Annotated in this window: 11 protein-coding genes; 5 read left to right on the top strand and 6 right to left on the bottom strand. The window is 29.3% G+C overall.

Annotated features, from left to right (window positions below; genetic code table 11):
* Window positions 1-5: 5 nt before the first annotated feature.
* Window positions 6-5957 (bottom strand): PAS domain S-box protein, encoded by a 5952-nt coding sequence (locus L2Z92_RS08400; protein WP_236458379.1) that lies wholly within the window; start codon window positions 5955-5957, stop codon window positions 6-8.
* Window positions 5958-6088: 131 nt separating this feature from the next.
* Between L2Z92_RS08400 and L2Z92_RS08395 the strand changes: the two genes are divergently transcribed.
* From L2Z92_RS08395 to L2Z92_RS08375, 5 genes are all read left to right on the top strand, one after another.
* The gene (locus tag L2Z92_RS08395) at window positions 6089-8260 is read left to right on the top strand and encodes a S9 family peptidase (RefSeq protein WP_236458378.1); all 2172 of its coding nucleotides are present in this window, start codon (window positions 6089-6091) and stop codon (window positions 8258-8260) included.
* 1 nt (window position 8261) lies between these two features.
* The gene (locus L2Z92_RS08390) at window positions 8262-8420 is read left to right on the top strand and encodes a hypothetical protein (RefSeq protein ID WP_236458377.1); all 159 of its coding nucleotides are present in this window, start codon (window positions 8262-8264) and stop codon (window positions 8418-8420) included.
* Between the two features lie 112 nt (window positions 8421-8532).
* Window positions 8533-10038 carry a peptide MFS transporter gene (locus L2Z92_RS08385; protein WP_236458376.1) on the top strand — a complete coding sequence of 502 codons (1506 nt, stop codon included), beginning with the start codon at window positions 8533-8535 and terminating at the stop codon, window positions 10036-10038.
* Window positions 10039-10063: 25 nt separating this feature from the next.
* Window positions 10064-11869, top strand: a complete 1806-nt coding sequence (locus L2Z92_RS08380) for a peptide MFS transporter (RefSeq protein ID WP_236458375.1) — start codon at window positions 10064-10066, stop codon at window positions 11867-11869.
* A gap of 59 nt (window positions 11870-11928) precedes the next feature.
* Window positions 11929-12393, top strand: a complete 465-nt coding sequence (locus L2Z92_RS08375; protein WP_236458374.1) for a thioredoxin family protein — start codon at window positions 11929-11931, stop codon at window positions 12391-12393.
* A 2-nt stretch (window positions 12394-12395) separates the two neighbouring features.
* Here L2Z92_RS08375 and L2Z92_RS08370 read toward each other — a convergent pair whose 3' ends face one another.
* The 5 genes from L2Z92_RS08370 to L2Z92_RS08350 are packed head-to-tail and all read right to left on the bottom strand — an operon-like array spanning window position 12396 to window position 17393.
* The gene (locus L2Z92_RS08370; protein ID WP_236458373.1) at window positions 12396-14408 is read right to left on the bottom strand and encodes a ComEC/Rec2 family competence protein; all 2013 of its coding nucleotides are present in this window, start codon (window positions 14406-14408) and stop codon (window positions 12396-12398) included.
* 16 nt (window positions 14409-14424) lie between these two features.
* Window positions 14425-15057 (bottom strand): C40 family peptidase, encoded by a 633-nt coding sequence (locus L2Z92_RS08365; RefSeq protein WP_236458372.1) that lies wholly within the window; start codon window positions 15055-15057, stop codon window positions 14425-14427.
* 5 nt (window positions 15058-15062) lie between these two features.
* A complete protein-coding gene (locus L2Z92_RS08360; protein ID WP_236458371.1) occupies window positions 15063-15710 on the bottom strand; it encodes a C40 family peptidase in 648 nt (215 codons plus the stop codon).
* Between the two features lie 34 nt (window positions 15711-15744).
* On the bottom strand, window positions 15745-16860 hold the full coding sequence (lpxB, locus tag L2Z92_RS08355) for a lipid-A-disaccharide synthase (protein WP_236458370.1): 1116 nt from the start codon (window positions 16858-16860) through the stop codon (window positions 15745-15747).
* Window positions 16861-16871: 11 nt separating this feature from the next.
* Window positions 16872-17393, bottom strand: a complete 522-nt coding sequence (locus L2Z92_RS08350) for a phosphoglycerate mutase family protein (RefSeq protein WP_236458369.1) — start codon at window positions 17391-17393, stop codon at window positions 16872-16874.

Raw genomic sequence — 17393 nt, 5'->3', positions numbered from 1 at the left:
AGATACTAAATGGATATTTTTTGTACTGCATTTATCCATTTTATTAATGTATTATCGAAATGTCGCTTGTCTATTGGTTTTAATATGAAATCGTTCATTCCTAAATCTAGACATTTCTCTTTTTCACCTGTAATTACTCCTGCCGTTAATGCAATTATAACTATTTCAGAATTGATCTTTCTAATAATTTCTGTTGCCTCATATCCATTCATTACAGGCATTTGAATATCCATTAATATAATATCTGGATTAGCATTTTTAAAGACTTCTATTGCCTCTAAACCATTTGTTGCTTCATGTATGATTGTATTTGGAAAACTTTTCGCTACTAATGTTTTTGTTAGCAACATGTTTACTTTGTTATCTTCAACAATTAACACACATACTTTTGGCATTTTTTTATTTACAAATTGCAACGTTTCTTTTGCGTTTTTTTTGACTGGATTGTTTATTTTATTTAGATAGTTTTGAAGAACATAAATCTTTAAAGGCTTTATTATGTTCTGAACATTTGTTATATTCTTGTTTGCAATGAAATCTGAAGTGGAATTTTGCATTATTAAGAGATGTGTCTTTTTCCTAATACTAACAACATCTATTATTTCTAAGATTGTTTTTTTAGACAAAAATTCATAATCAACTAAAATCAAATCGTATTCCTTTGCTTCCTTTATTATTTCTACTATATTATTTTTTGAAGAAATAGCTGTACAAGGTACTTTTAGATTATTAAACATTCGTTTTATCACTTCGCACACTAACTTATTATCCTCTACAACTAATGCATTTTCGAACTTATTATTATAAAGCACTACATGAGTTTCGCAAGGCGATGTTCTTAATTCAATTTCAAATCCGAATGTACTTCCTTTTTTAATTTCACTTTCTATTTTTAGATGACTATTCATTAATTTCAGTAAACTATTTGTTATAGAAAGTCCTAATCCTGTTCCTCCAAAATTTCTTGTTGTTGAACTATCTTCTTGTGAAAATGCTTCTAAAATTTTATCTTTATTTTCTGGTTTTATCCCTATTCCAGTATCTCTCACTTGGAAATCAATAATCGATGTTCCTTCTAAAGTTTTTCGAGCAGCAACATTAAGCTCTATTTGACCTTTTAATGTAAACTTAACTGCATTACTTAATAAGTTTTGTAGAATTTGTTTAAGACGCACTTCATCACTCCAGATTGTACATTCTATATATTCTTGAACATTTACAATTATCTCTATATTTTTTTGATGTGCTGTATATTTAACCATATCGACAGATTGGTTAATTATATTATGTAGATTTGTTTTACTTTCATGTAAAGTTAGCTTTCCTGCTTCAATTTTCGACAAGTCTAATACATCGTTAACAACATCTAGTAGTGATTCTGCCGATTGGTTTACTGTTTGAAGATATTGATGTTGAATTTCTGTTATACTGGTATTTAACAACAACTTACTAAAGCCAATAATACCATTTAAAGGTGTGCGAATTTCATGACTCATATTGGCCAAAAACTCCGATTTTGCTTTGTTTGATGTCTCAGCTAATTCTCTTGCTAAAATTGCCTCTTCTGCTTTTTTTCTTTCGGTTATATCTATTAAAACTCCTTCTAAATATTCTGTTTTTCCATCTACTAATATTCCCTCACCGTGTTCTTCTACCCAAACTATTGTTCCATCTTTTTTAACCAATCTCGATGTTATAAAAAATGCTTTCTGATTAGTTATAGCGTATTGAATTTCCTGCATTACCTTAAGTTTATCTTCAGGATGATACAAATCGGTTAATCCAATTGTTCCTTCAAAAAATTCAGACATTAAATACCCTGTCAATTTTTCAATTTCTTTATTCAAATAAACTTTAGTACGCTTCTCGTCGCATTTGACTAAGTAAACTGCCCCAGGAATATTATTCGCGAGAAGTTTAAATTTCTCTTCACTTTCTTGAAGCGCTCTTTCGTTTTTGATTCTTATAATTGAAGTTGCAATATTATTAGCTAAGGTTTCAAGGATAATAATTTCTTCTTTACCCCATTCTCTTACCTCATAAAAACTATCAAACCCTAAATAGCCAATTAACCTATCAACATGAAAAACAGGCACTAACAACAATGACTTAGTTCCTCTTTCTTCAATTTTCTGTCTAAAAGAATCATCCTCTATTTCTTTAACCGTAATTGAGAAAGATTGATTTTTAAAAGAAGAATTGAACATATCTGAACAATTATTAATATCTAAATCTTGAAAATCAGGGTTATTGATATTCAATTTATCTTCTAAAGCAAACCATTCGAATTTTTGACTTACATGACTTTGTTCAATATTGAACTCATAGAAACACACTCTATCTGCATTTATTGCTACAGTTAATTGTCCCAATGAGTCATCGAATATTTCATCGATATTGTCTTTTTGAATTAATTTATTTGTATATTTTGAAAGCTGTGTTAATATGTTGTTTTTATAAATTATTTGCTCTTCTAATTTCTTAGTATTTGTTATATCTCTAAGTACGCATGAAAAACCTGAAATTTTATTTTCAAAATCGTGTTTCATTCTTACTTTTTGCGAAAACCACAATGTTTCATCTTTGCGGTTTTTTAAAGGAATTACATAGGAATCGAAATCCGTTTTTCCTCTATTTTTTTTCTTATAGAATTCTAATGCTTTTATTTTTTCTTCATCTGACAAGAAATCTGAGAAATGCTTCCCTACAATTTCATTTTGTTCGAATCCTAAAACTCTTTTTGAAGCTTCATTTATTAATGTTATAATTCCGTCTTTATTAGCATCATAAATAATATCTGGTGCATTTTGAATTAATGTTTGATATTCTTTTTCTGCAATAATTTTCTGAGTTACATCGTGACCTGTTGCAATAAATAAGTTATCTGAATATTTAAAATCGCTCCATTGAATAAATTTATATTCTCCATTCTTCAATTTAAGCTTTCTAACATGAACTGTATTAGGCACAAACTTATCATTATAATTGATCTGTTCGAATTCTTTATCCTCTGTCAGCCTCCAAAACCCATGTCCCATTACATCTTCCACATTATAACCCAACACTTTTTGAACAGAATCGCTACAAAAAACTATATTACCAAGTTTATCGCTAGCAATAGTAAGTGAGTTTGATTGGTTGATTATGTTATTTGTAAAAACCAATCGATCGTGGGTATTTAAAAAATTAATTCTCCTTGAAAAATTAATGATTAAAATTACAAATGTTGCACTAATTAATTGAATAAACACTCCTTTGTTTTCTGCTTGAATTATAAAGAAACATAGCAGCGCAGCTATTATAATTAGTGTATAGACGATATAGTTGCTAAATTTTCTAAAAACATTATAAGAGAAGAATATCAATAACAAAAATTCTGAGAAATTTATAAAAGTAACTTCCGAATATGTCAAATTCGTAAAGACAATTATTGTTATAATAATGAAGAAAACCGTAAATATTCGTTCTAAATTGACTCTGATTTTTCTAATATAGGAAAGAAAATAAAGGAATAAAGAACAAAATCCTAATACTGTTTTTATTACAAGTTCCTTCTCGTTATAGATTTCAAAGATAAAATAGGCTAGTTGTGTGAATATTATTATAATACCAATGTATAGGAAATAACTTTTCAAGTCAGACTGCATTTCATTTTCAGAAATGCTTTTCACAAAATCTTTATTGTACTTTGATGAATCTCTTACTAAATAATTAAAAGCTATAATTATTAACGAACACAAAAGAAAAACAAACCACCAAGACGCATAAAAAGGTGGATTTATACTAAAAGTATAGGATGTTGAGTTTCCCATGTCGTTCCCTAAAACATCTACTTCTTTCACAAAGAATGTATAGCTTCCAGGAGGAAGATTATGATAGCTAACCTCTTTACTTTTAGACGGTTTCGTCCACAAGCTATTCAACCCTTTTAATCTAAATGAATAATAATTACTTTGAAGTAATGAATTATTAATTTGACCTATATGAAATGTTAATGTACTTTCGTTATGCGCAAAAGAAGTATTTCTTTTTGGAACATTAAAATACTTGTTATCTGTAGTTTCCCAATCTTTATTATTAACAAGAAATCGAGTTAAAAATATTGGAACGTGCCTTCTTGAATTTTTATTTTTAAAATAAAACTTGTACAACCCTTTTACTGTTCCAAAATATATATTACCATTACTATCTATAAAATCTGATTTCATATTGGTTTCAACACCATCAAACATATTTGTAGAATTTAAACTTTCTACATTGAACACGTTACCTTTATCGTCTGAAATTATTTTTTCTAAACCAAAATTAGAACCAATTAAAATATTATTCCCAATTCCTGTTAAGGTATAAACTAATGTGGAAGACAGACCGTCTTTTGTGCCAAACGATTTTACATTTCCATTATTTACCGAATAAATCGTGTTTTCTCCTGAATACCAAATTGTATTATGCTTGTCTTTGGTGGTTAAAAACAATAAATCTTTTATTAATTTATCCTTTATAACAAACGTTCCATTTTCTTCGAAAACTTCATGCAAGCCTAATGATGTTGAAACATACCAAAGATTATCTTTTACATATATAGAGTTGTAACAAACTTTTGCATTTGTAAAAAGCCTGTACTTTATATTAAATGCTGAATCTGTAATTAATAATCCATTTCCTTTTGTACTTATCCAGAATCTACCTTTTTCATCTTGTTTAATGTCTTCTACATAGATTTCCGGAATAACGGTATTTACAGAATCTGAAACATAGGTCCATAATCCTCTCTTAGAGCCTATTACTACTTCATTATTTTTAGATTTAAATAATAAATTTATTTTTTCTTTTACAGGTATTCTCTTCTCAAAATCCAATATAAAAAAACCTTCTTTTCTAAACATGTTTAATCCATTGTCTAAACTATAGACAAACAAATGATCATCTCTTTCTACAACGGCATGTATTGATTTTGAACTTAACTCTGGAGATTCATTATATTTCACAAAAGTCTGATCACTAAATTGAATTACTCCAAGTGAATTAGAACCAATAAACAAACTACTATTGTCTACAAAAATGGTATTTATTTCAGTTCTAGGAAAACCGTTTTTCTTATTAATAATTAAATGACTTCCATTCTTGTAAAGCACTCCAACACCTTCAAATCCTTTACTCGATATCCAAATATTTCCAGAATTTGCTCTGTATATATTGTCGATATTGAAATTATTACCGTCAGAATCTTTAATCGTTGTAATTAATCGATTATAAATATATTTCTCATTACTAAACTGAATAATATAAATGTTCCCATTCTTGTCTCCAACATAATTAAATGTCTTATTATTCTCCGAAAGGCAAATATTATTTCCCTCAAAGTCGATAAGAAAAAAATTATTATTCAAATATTGATACAACCCAATATCTGTGGCAACAATAAAACTGTCTGACCCAATTGCAGTAATAGAATTTATTTTTGTTATTTTTTTATCAAAAATACTAAGTACAGGCTTAATAGTAAAATCATCATTAATCAGATAAATTCTGTTGGAAGATATTCCATAAATTTTATTATTGATTTTTACAAGTTTTTGGACAACATCAATTTCATCATTATACTTGATATAATCAATTTCTTTAATGATTTTCCTTCCATCAAAGACAAATAAACCTTTGTATCTCGTTGTTAGCAACAGATTTTTATTTTTATCTTCGATAATGTCTGTGATAAAAAGATTTTCTAAATTTTTAAATCGGTTGTAATGAATAAAGCTGTTTCCATCATAACGAACCAATCCTGCTCCATTTGTTCCATACCACAGTAAGCCATCATTACTCTTAAGAATTTTGTTGACTGAAGAGGAAGGAAATCCCCTTTCTTGATTTATTATTTCAAAATTATATTGCTGACCATGTAGGGTATAGGATAGCAGAAATAATGAAAAAAAAATTAAATAGTAAAATTTAACCATAAAAGATAATAGCAGGTGGTTTATTCTATAAATGTATAAAAAAAAAATATAGCGACCAAAATAAGTTAAATTTGATGGATATGTCGCAAAAAATTCATATTATTGGGGGTTTTTAATAAAAAAAACTACATATGTTATTAAAGAATTTTACCGCATTATTCTTGTTTGTAACTTCTTTTTCAGTTACTGCACAACAAAATATCACACTTGAAGAGATTTGGTCTGGATCATTTAGAACTTCTGGAATGGACGAACTTCAAGCAATGAAGAATACAAATCAATACACCGTATTAAATTCCAACAGACAAACTAAGTCAACACAGATTGATTTATACGACTTCAAGACTCTTGAAAAAGTAAGCAACCTCATAGATACTAAAAATCATAGTGAACTACAGTCGATTGATAGTTATACTTTTGATAAAACTGAGAGTAAAATACTTATTGCCACAAACACTAATCAAATTTTCAGACATTCTTTTACTGCTGATTATTTCGTATATGATATTCCAACTAAAAACCTAACAAAGTTTACAGATAAACAAATTCAAGAACCAACTTTCTCAGCTGATGGTTCTAAAATTGCTTATGCTTTTGAAAATGATTTATATGTTTATGATGTTGTTTCAAAAACACATTTACAAATTACGACTGATGGAAAGAAAAACGCAATTATAAATGGAATTACTGATTGGGTATATGAAGAAGAGTTTGCTTTTGTAAAAGCGTATGATTGGAATATGTCTGGTGATAAAATTGCTTTTATTCGTTTTGATGAAACAGAAGTGCCTGAATTTTCTATGGATATGTACAATGAAGGTTTATATCCTTCACAATATGTTTTTAAATATCCAAAAGCAGGAGAAAAAAATGCAAATGTTTCTCTACATGTTTATGACTTAAAATCTAATGTTTCTAAAAAAATTAACCTTGGTGACTACAACGATTTCTATATTCCTAGAATTAAATGGACAAATGAAGCAAACACCCTTAGTGTTCAAGTTATAAACCGTCATCAAAACAACTTGGATTTACATTTTGTTGATGCAAACTCTGGAAATACTGAAATTGTTTTAAATGAAACAGATAAAGCATATATTGACATTACTGACAATCTTACCTTCTTAGAAGACAATAGTTTTATTTGGACTTCCGAAAAAGACGGCTTCAATCATATATATCATTATGATAAATCTGGTAAACTAAAAAAACAAATCACATCAGGTAAATGGGAAGTAACTAATTATTATGGTTTTGATGAGAAAAACAAAACTATCTACTATCAATCTGTTGAAAATGGGTCAATAAATAGAGATGTTTATTCTGTTAAAATCAACGGAAAATCGAAAACTAGACTTTCTTCTAAAACAGGAACTAACAACGCTATTTTTAGTCCAAATTTTCAATACTTCATAAACACATATTCTAGCGCAATCAATGCGCCACTTTATACATTGAACGAATCTAAATCTGGAAACACGATTAAAGAGATTGTTTCTAATAATGAAGCAGAAGAAAAACTAGCAAGGTATAATGTTGCTCCAAAAGAGTTCTTTACATTAACTACAGAGAAAGGTCATGAATTAAATGCTTGGATGATTAAACCTAAGAATTTTGATGCTTCAAAAAAATACCCAGTATTCATGTATCAATATTCTGGACCAGGTTCTCAGTCTGTAACAAATCAATGGAATTCATACAACGATTATTGGTACTATATGTTAGCTCAAAAAGGCTACATTATAGTTTGTGTAGATGGAAGAGGAACAGGATATAAAGGAGCAGCGTTTAAAAAATGTACTTATAAAGAATTAGGCAAGTTTGAAGTTGAAGATCAAATTGACGCAGCTAAAGTAATTGGAAATTATGCGTATGTTGATCAATCAAGAATTGGAATTTTCGGCTGGAGTTATGGTGGTTTTATGTCTTCAAACTGTATTTTTCAAGGAGCAGATATTTTTAAAGCAGCAATTGCTGTAGCACCAGTAACTAGCTGGAGATATTATGACAGTATTTACACTGAAAGATACATGCAAACACCACAAGAAAATGCTAGTGGATATGACAATAACTCACCAATTAATCATGTTGAAAAACTAAAAGGAAACTACCTTTTAATTCATGGAACAGCAGATGACAATGTACATGTTCAAAACACAATGAAAATGGTTGAGGCTTTAATTCAAGCAAACAAACAATTTGATTGGGCTATTTATCCAGACAAAAATCATGGAATTTATGGTGGAAAAACTAGACTGCAATTATATACAAAAATGACAAATTTCATTTTAGAAAAACTATAACATGAACAACAAGGCAAGTCAACAGCAAGAACTTCTCGGACACCCAAAAGGTCTATTTTATTTATTTTTCGCAGAACTATGGGAACGATTTAGTTTCTATGGAATTAGAGCTCTATTAATGCTCTATACGGTAAATGAAATTTTCAAAGCCTTAGCCTAAAAAGACGTCGCTGCTGCCGCTGTATATGCATCTACTGTTATTGGCGGTAGAATTTCAGATAAAATATAAAAATATACAAAAACAACTAATTCTCTTTTAGAAAAATTAAAATATGAGCAATACAAACACTGTTAATCAAAAAGAATTATTCGGACACCCAATTGGTCTTTATATACTATTTTTCACAGAAATGTGGGAACGTTTTTCTTATTATGGAATGAGAGCTTTACTTGTTTTATATATGACAACACAAACCATAGGAGACGAAAGAGGTCCAGGTCTAGGCTGGAGCAGCAAAGAAGCATTAGCTCTTTATGGATGGTACACAATGCTAGTATATGTAATGTCTATTCCAGGAGGGATGATAGCCGATAAAGTTCTTGGTCAGAAAAAATCAGTCCTTTTAGGTGCAATCATTCTTTGTATAGGTCATGGTGTTCTTGTATTAACTGATCCTTGGGCATTTTACACTGGCTTAGCATTAGTTATATTAGGTGTGGGATTATTAAAACCAAACATTTCGACTATGGTTGGTGGACTTTATAAAGAAGGTGACATAAGAAGGGATAAAGGGTTTAGTATTTTTTATATCGGGATAAATACAGGGTCATTATTAGCAACCTTGGTTATAGGCGGAGTTGTTGCAAAGTGGGGCTGGCATGCTGGTTTTGGTCTAGCAGGTATTGCTATGGTTTTTGGACTTTTAGTCTATATCTGGGGGCAAAAATATTTAATTCATGTTGGAAATTTACAACCTCAAACAAAGGAAGAAAACTCCGTTTCATATGGTCTTTTATTTGAAAAATTATTTAAATCACAAAAACAACTTGTAATTGCTATATTTCTTTCAATAGTTTCACTAATTGGATGGTACAAACTCGGATGGGGTTATGGCTTATTGTTTTTATTTTTAACAATAATTACATCATTATTAATGATGGTTTATAAAGATTTAAATAATCAAATACAAAAAGATCGTTTTTTAGTGCTTTTACTTTCTTTTATAATGGTGATTATATTCTGGGGAGCCTTTGAGCAAGCAGGGGGACTAATGAATTTATATACTGACACAAAAACAGATAGAATTTTATTTGGATTAGAAATTCCAACTGTAATGTTCCAAAGTTTGAATGCAGGCTTTATTATTCTTTTAGCGACAGCAATAGCAGGTTATTGGGCTAACAGAAAATTAAAAGGAAAGGAAGGATCGTCTTTATTTAAAATGGCAGTCGGAATAATTGTAATGGGGTTTGGTTTTATTTTCATGGTTTTTGCTGCAATGCAATTTGAAAAATCAGGAACATCTAGTATGATGTGGCTTGTTTTAGCATACCTATTCCATACTATTGGAGAATTATGTATTTCACCAGTAGCGTTATCCTTTATTACAAAATTATCTCCTGCAAAATATGCCTCATTAATGATGGGGGTTTATTTTGCTGCAACAGGATTAGGTAACAAGGTTGCAGGAATAGTAGGTGAATCTGCAAGTGATTTTGGAGAATATTCTGTGTTTTTAAGTATATTCATATTTACTCTAATTATTGGAACACTCTTCATACTATTATTAAAACCTCTACAACGCTTAACTCACGGAGCTGAAGATAACGAAAAATAAAAAACTAACTAACAATAATAAATATATGAGTCAAAATTCAACAGATCAGTTTTTCAAAAACCCTGTCTTAGGGCACCCAGCAGGATTATTTGTATTATTCTTCACAGAAATGTGGGAACGTTTTTCTTTCTACGGAATGCGTTCACTTTTAATATTATTTTTAACATCATCTTTTATAGATGGCGGTTGGGAATGGACTAGAGAAAATGCATCGGCACTTTTTGGTTCATATGTAGGTTTAGTATATTTATCTACTATGTTAGGAGGCTATTTTGCAGATAAAATAATCGGATTTAGATGGGCTGTAGTTGTTGGAGCTGTATTAATGACTTTAGGTCATGCTTCCATGGCAATTGAAACCGAATTCTCTATCTATTTAGGTTTAGTCTTATTAGTATTTGGAAATGGTTTTTTTAAACCAAATATGACCTCTATTATTTCTGAAATGTATAAAGATAGACCTGAGAAGAAAGACGGAGCCTACACATTATTTTACATGGGTGTAAACGCTGGAGCATTTTTCGGTATTCTTCTTTGTGGATATTTAGGTGAAAAGGTAGGATGGAGTTATGGATTTGGTTTAGCTGGAATTTTCATGTTCTTTGGAATGTTACAATTTTGGTTATCACAAAATATTTTTGGTAATATCGGTCTAAAGCCAACAGCTGAAAGCAAAGCAAAGTCTGAAGCAGAAGACACTGATAAAAGAAACCCATTTACACCTTTAGAATTAGGAATAATTGCTATTAGTTCGATATTAGGATTATTATGGATTATTAATGATCCTGCTTCTAAAATCTCTGGAGGAGCTGTAAACATATTCGGATTCCTAGGAGAAAACGGTAATAATATAGCAATTGTTTCAGCACTGATTTTATTTGTTATTTTATTAGTAATAAGATTAATGAAATATTCTCAAATTACAAGAGAAAAATTAATTGCAGTAACGTTTTTTGCATTCTTAACAATATTCTTTTGGGCTATTTTCGAACAGTCACCTAACTCATTAACAATATTTGCAAGTGATTATACAGATAGAGTATTAGAAGGAAGCTGGAGTACTTTTTTCTTAATTATCAATTCACTTATAACAGTAGTTCCATTAGCGATAATTACTTGGGTATTGTACTTATTATTCAAACAAACTTTTAAGAATTACGCAGTCGCTAACCTTATTTTGGCAGCAAGTTTTGTAATCATCTGGGCAATTGCAATTTGGATGTTACTTAAAGATTTCTATACTGCTGGCTTTATAGACTTATCAGATGCTACTTTACAGATGCTGAAAATAGATAAGGTAACAGAAGGTGTTACAGAAGTACCAGCAACTTGGTTCTCTACTTTGAATTCCTTATTTATAATTGCATTAGCACCATTATTTTCTAAATGGTGGGAAAGCAAATACAACCCAAATGCAAATATGAAATATGGTATTGGTATGGGATTATTAGCTTTAGGTATGGCATGTGTTGCAATTGGAGCAACAGGAATTGAGCCTGGAGCAAAAACTGCTTCAGTAAGTATGATTTGGTTAATTCTTGTCTATTTATTCCATACAATGGGAGAACTATGTATTTCTCCTGTAGGATTATCATACGTAAGTAAATTAGTGCCTGCAAGAATGATTGCATTCATGTTTGGAGTTTGGTATTTAGCGGTTGCAATTGGTATGAAAGGTGCTGGTAAATTTGGAGAAAATATTGATAAAATTGCTAACGAACATGGGCTAAGTTACTTCTTTTGGATGTTAACTATAGTATCTGTTATCGTTGGTTTATTCTCTATTTTAATGACTCCAATTATAAAAAAACTAATGCATGGTGTTAGATAACAAACAAATGTTGGCATTCTTTTTGCCTAATTTTGTTATAACGTTTAATTAAAAGGAAAATGAAAAAGATATTTTTAGTACTGTTTTTGATAAGTTTTAGCATGAGCAATGCTCAAGAACTAATTTGGCATACAGATATGAACAAAGCTTCTGAATTATCTATTAAAGAGAAAAAGCCAATGCTACTTTTCTTTACTGGTTCAGATTGGTGCGGTTGGTGTATTCGATTACAAAAAGAGGTTTTAAAAACTTCAGAATTTGGAAAATGGGCAAAAGAAAATGTGATTTTAGTAGAGTTAGATTTTCCTAGAAGAACAGCTCAAGATGCTACCATAAAAGCTCAGAACAGCCAATTACAAAGTATATTCCAAGTTAGAGGATATCCTACTGTTTGGTTTGTTACTCCTAAAAAAAGTGACGAAGGTAAAATGAATCTAAATGGATTGGGAAGTACTGGATATGTTGCTGGTGGACCTGAAAAATGGCTAGCCGTTGCAGATGGAATTGTTTCAAAAAAGAAATAAAATTATTTTAATCTATAAAATCCCTTTTCTGCTGTTGCATGAAAAGGGATTTTTTCTTTTCTACAAGTAGTTTTCCATTGTTCAATTTTATAAAATGGATTACTGTTATCTGCTATTATAATTTGTGGTTTAGTTTCACTTATAAGTCGTTCTAAATTAATCTTAGGACTATATGTTAAAACAACAATATCTGGTTTTAAACTTATCCTATACACTGAATTGCTATCAATAATTAGAACTCTTCTATCATTATAAAGTAAAACGTTTTGCAATGGTTCTATCTTAACTGAATCTATAAACGTACTTTGAATATAGTCATCAATGATAATATTATTATTTCCTTCAGAATTTGTATAAAAAATAGCTTGATTTTTTCGCTTAATTGAAATTAAACTCTTTTTACTATTATAAACTAAAAATTCATCATAATTAGCTTCATTCTTTTTTATCAAAACATAGGCTACTTGAAACAATAATATACTAAAAATTAGATTTCGAAAGGCATACCATTTCCTATTATACATCAAAAAGACAAGTGCAATAATAAACAAATACAATAAAACCACTAATAATAAATTGAAAGAAATATTATTTATACTACCTTTTTCAATCTTTGAGATATAGGCAACATAATTATTCATTAACCAAATTAGATAGGTAATTATTTTACCTAATATTACGGCTAAAGGTTGAAAAACGAAATTTAAAATCAGTGTTATTATTCCAATTATTAGAATACCACTTGCAACAGGAATAACCAATAGATTTGCAACCAAAAAAAGCAATGGCAACTGATTAAAGTAATACAAACTTAAGGGCAAAACACCAATTTGAGCAGCTAAAGAAACTAGAATTATATCTATAAAATAGATACCTACTTTATTCTTCGTAAAATAGGCTTTCTCATAAAAAGGCTGAAATAATAATATTGAGATTACAGCCGAATAACTTAGTTGAAAACCTATATCAAAAATAAAATTTGGATTATAAGCTAACAAAGCCAAAGCTGAAATTGCAATTCCATTATAAACACCAAGTTGGCGATAATAAAATTTTCCAATACTGACAAAAGTAAATAGTGTTACCGCTCTAGCCACAGAAGCTGAAAAACCTGTAATAATCGCAAAACCCCATAAAAGAGTAATAATTATTATTAACTTTAAATACCTACCGTATTTCTTTTTTTCAAGTGGTTTCAACAAACCTGATAAGAAAACAAAAAGAATACCTATATGTAGTCCTGAAATGGCTAGAATATGAATAACTCCTGCTTTAGAATAATCATTCATTGTTTCTTTATCCATATAACTTCTTTGTCCAAGGATTAAAGCCTCTAAAATTGACCTCGTCTTTACATCAAAACCATGAATGGAAAAACTTTCCCTCAGTTTAGTTCTCATTTCTTGAAAAAAGTACTCATAGCCCTTTACTACTCCTAATTTTACAATTTTATTCTGTTTACAAAAAACTTGATGGTAAATATTCTGTTTTTCAAGATACTTTGAATAATCAAATTGATTCGGATTAAATGCTTTTGGAGTTTTATTCAATTTTTCATAGAATACTATCCTTTGTCCAACTCTTAATCCTAAGGTATCTTCTTTTGAATAGTACAAAAGTATTTTTCCAATACTCTTTTTGTTATTACATTTTTCTAAAGCTACAATGTACTTATTGTATTTTTCATTCGCTTTAATAATGGTTGAAACAGTTCCAATTATTTCATTCTTTTCATTAACCATTATTTTAGAATAATGATTCTCATAATTCAAATCGCTATTTAAATAATGCGCCATCGAACCTAATGAAGCTACTAATAAATAACAATTGAATCCGAAATAAATATCTTGAAAGAGTTCTTTCCTTGCTCTAAAAAAAGTAAAAAGAAATATAGAGAAGAAAAAAAATACGAATAATGAAATTTGGGTAAATGATAAAAGAAAAAAATAATTAACTAAAATACCTATTACAAAACTAATTGAGATTGTAATCATTGGGTATTTTAATACATTCATTTTCTAAATATGAAGATTAATTACTTAAAACACGGTTCACTTGCGCATAGGTTTTCGAATAATAATTATCCGCAGTGGAAGAAATAATAACACCTCTACGTGTAGATGAATGAATGAATTCAATTTCACCATCTTCTCTAATTTGAGTAACAATTCCAACATGATTAATAACCGTTCTTCCATTAGTTTTAAAGAAAATTAAATCACCTGGCTGTGCTTCATCCCTTTTAATTTTTTCTCCATGTCTGGACATATCTATAGAGGTTCTAGGCAATGAAATGTCATAATTTCCGAATGTACTAAATACTAATCCGGAACAGTCCATTCCTTTCCTTGTTGTTCCTCCTGTTCTATATTTAACACCAAGATTATCGCGTGCATAATCAACAATTTCAAAAGCAAGGGAATTTGCTTTGTTATTATTTCTATACAAAGACTTTTCTTCTTCTGGTTGTATTTCTGTTTTTGCTACAGAATTATTACTTTTTTTACCCTTTGCTACTTTTACTACTTTAGTGTCTCTGTTTACAGAATAGTCATATATGTATATGCCTTTTGCTTTAGCCTCTTTTTTAGACGTAACAATATTTGACTGTGTTTTGCAACTTACAAAACTTATTACAACAATAAAGAGTAGTATTTTTTTCAAAATTATTATAGTATTAATCGTTTAATTTTCACAAATCTTTTCTTAAAATAAGCCTCTTCCAATGAAGAAATCATTACACCTTTACTCGATGAAGCATGAATAAATTTAATATCTCCATTATAATTCTCAACAACCATACCAACATGAGAAATCCTCTTTCTTCGAGTTGTTCTAAAGAAAATTAAATCGCCAATATCTGCTTTTTTAGGTTTTACTTTTTCCCCTAATTCACTCTGTGCAATAGATGTTCTAGGGACGGAAAAATCATTTTTTTGATAAGCTCTATAGATTAATGCAGAGCAATCAATTCCCTTTTCACTCATTCCTCCATAATGATAAGGAGTACCAACATATACTTTTGCGCTATCGATTATTTTAGCTCGAATTAAAAAATCATCAATATCTTCAACAATGTCATTAAATCTTGCTTTTTCTTTTTCTTTTAATCTTTTCTTTAAAAAAACAGTCTTTTCTGGTTTTGGAAGTGTTTTTTTTATTTTTACTAAACTGTCTTTATAAGTAACATCTAAGCTAATCTCATAATTACCAGCAGCCTCATCTTGTATTTCTTCATTATTTTGAATCATAATTGCGTTAGTTTTACAACTCGCAAAAGAGAAAGCTACTAGGACAATAAATATAATTTTTCTCATAATGAAAATGATTAATTTTGTGCGAAAGTAAAGATTATTTTTCTAATGACGATACAATTAATTTCGCTGTTTTTTCACTAGCTCCATTTCCTCCTAATTTTTGTTCCAATTCATCATAATAATTAATCATTTCCTCACGATCTTCTCCTTTTAATATCTTATGAAGTTCGCTTTTTATATTCTTCGTATTAAATTTATCTTGAATCAGTTCTGTAACAACTTCTTCATCCATAATTAAATTAACCAAAGAAATATATTTTAATGTGATAATGCGCTTTGCTATTTGATAGGAAACCCAACTTCCTTTATAACAAACCACTTCTGGCACTTTAAACAAAGCTGTTTCTAATGTAGCTGTTCCTGAAGTAACTAATGCTGCATGAGAAACACTCAATAAATCATAGGTTTTATTCGATATAAAATGTACATTTTTTTTCTTCAGAAAAGGCTCATAAAAAGAATAGTCTTGACTTGGAGCTCCTGCAATTACAAATTGATAATCTGGAAAATCTTTTACAACTGATAACATACCAGAAAGCATTTTTGTAATTTCTTGTTTTCTACTACCAGGCAAAAGTGCAATTATTGGTTTTTTATCTAATTGATGCTGTTTTCTAAAAACAGATTCATCAATGCTTTTTCGATCTTTAATTGCATCAATTAATGGATGACCTACAAATTCAACAGGGAAATTATGTTTCTTTTCATAGAAATCTTTTTCGAATGGAAGAATTACATACATATAATCCACATCTCGTTTAATAGCCTTAATTCTACTTTCTTTCCAAGCCCAAATTTGTGGTGATATATAATAATGTGTCGGTATTTTTCTTTCTTTTGCCCAAGTTGCAATTCTCATATTAAAACCAGGATAATCAATAAAAATAATTAAATCTGGTTGAAACTTTTCAATATCATCTTTACAAATTTTGATGTTATTTAAAATGGTTTTTAAATTCATCACTACTTCTAAAAATCCCATAAATGCTAAATCTCGATAATGTTTAACCAAAACACCTCCCGCATTTTGCATTAAATCACCACCCCAAAATCGAATATCCGCATTTGAATCTTTTTTAAGGATCGCTTTCATCAAATTTGCACCATGCAAATCTCCTGATGCTTCACCTGCTATTATATAATATTTCATATGGATAAAATCTAAAAGTTAAATAAACTACAATCTATCAATTCTTCATTAGAAAATGTCAAAATCCATAACTTACCGTACTCTTCTTCAGACAAATCTTTATATTTATCCTCTTTTATTAATACATTAACCAATGCTGGAATTGTATTTGAATGACCTGCAACAATGATAGTTTTACCCATTTCATTTCTCACTAATTGTTCAGCAAAATTCTTATCTCTAGCTTCATAATTCGATATTGTGATATTTCTAGATTGTGAAATAGCTCCCAATGTTTTTTGAGTTCTAATATAAGCTGTAGAAAATAATTTATCAATTGAAAAGTCAGACAACATAAAATTCAGCTTCTCTGCTCTCAACATTCCTTGTTTAGACAATTTAGGATCTTTACTTCCATCTTTTTCTTTTTCTGCATGACGAAGCAAAATAATCTTTGTTATCACATTTTTCTCTGCAACAGAATCAGTCACTGTTGTTTCTTGTGCAAAGCTAAATAATGTACAAAAAAATAAAACTAGGATCGATTTTTTCAT

Origin of the sequence: Flavobacterium jumunjinense, from assembly GCF_021650975.2 — a bacterium.
Taxonomy (GTDB): domain Bacteria; phylum Bacteroidota; class Bacteroidia; order Flavobacteriales; family Flavobacteriaceae; genus Flavobacterium; species Flavobacterium jumunjinense.
Note: the sequence above shows the minus strand (reverse complement) of the source record. Positions and strands in the feature narration are given on the sequence as shown.